This is a genomic window from Mesorhizobium prunaredense (genome assembly GCF_900156895.1).
Lineage (GTDB): Bacteria > Pseudomonadota > Alphaproteobacteria > Rhizobiales > Rhizobiaceae > Mesorhizobium > Mesorhizobium prunaredense.
Genome location: NZ_FTPD01000037.1, coordinates 1 through 1,052, shown reverse-complemented (window position 1 = coordinate 1,052; position 1,052 = coordinate 1). Strand labels below are relative to the sequence as shown.

Here is a 1,052-nt window from a genome sequence, read left to right as displayed (position 1 = left end):
GAGCGGGATGAATTGAGTCTGAATCGAAAGGGGATTCCCGAAGGCGAGCAAATCTGATTCAACCTGCTGGCTGGGTCAGGAGGCCAGCATGGATGGGCAAGCCTTACTCGATGGATCTTCGCACGCGGGTGGTAGCGTCGGTTGAGCAGGAGGGCCTGTCGCGACGTCAGGCGGCAGAGCGCTACGGGGTTGGAATCAGCACGGTCATCCGATGGGTGCGCCGCTTGCGCGAGACGAACAAGCTGACACCCGGCAAGATGGGTGGGCACAGACCGAAGAAGATTGCCGGAGAGCATCGGGAGTGGCTGCTGCGGCGCTGCCGGGCGGCGGAGTTCACACTGCGCGGTCTTGTGGCCGAGCTTGGCGATCACGGCCTGAAGGTCGATTACCGCTCGGTGTGGGAGTTCGTTCACGCCGAGAAGCTCAGTCACAAAAAAAGACGCTGATCGCCAGTGAGCAGGATCGCCCGGATGTGGCGCGCCGGCGGGCACAGTGGGTAAAGTATCAGGACCGCATCGATCCTTCCCGCCTGGTGTTCATCGACGAGACCTGGACCAAGACCAATATGGCGCCGCTCAGAGGATGGGCGCCGCGCGGCGAGAGGATCAAGGCCAAGGTGCCGCACGGTCATTGGAAGACCATGACCTTCTTGGCGGCACTGCGCCACGACCGTGTCGATGCACCATGGCTGATCGACGGACCGATCAACGGCGAGCGTTTCCAGCTCTATGTCGATGCGGTTCTCGTCCCAACCCTCAAGCCCGGTGACATCGTCATCATGGACAATCTCGGTTCGCACAAGGGCAAGGCCGTGCGCCGTGCCATCCGCTCGGCCGGCGCCAGGCTGTTCTTGCTGCCCAAATACTCCCCCGACCTCAACCCTATTGAGAAATTCTTCGCCAAGCTCAAGCATTGGCTGCGCAAGGCTGCCAAGCGAACGGTCGAGACCGTCTGTGACGCCATCGGCCAAATCCTCGGCACTGTCACTTCAACCGAATGCAGAAATTACTTCATCGAGGCCGGCTATGCGCCAACCTAAATTCATCCCGCTC

1 protein-coding gene is annotated in these 1,052 nt (G+C 60.9%); it reads left to right on the top strand.

What is annotated here, in order from left to right:
- The first annotated feature begins 92 nt into the window (after positions 1-92).
- Positions 93-1,039 (top strand): IS630 family transposase gene (locus BQ8794_RS23605; RefSeq protein WP_143744659.1). Its coding sequence is split into 2 segments (ribosomal slippage): positions 93-431 and positions 434-1,039, totalling 945 coding nucleotides; the frame shifts between segments, so codons are not numbered across the junction.
- The last annotated feature ends 13 nt before the right edge of the window (positions 1,040-1,052 follow it).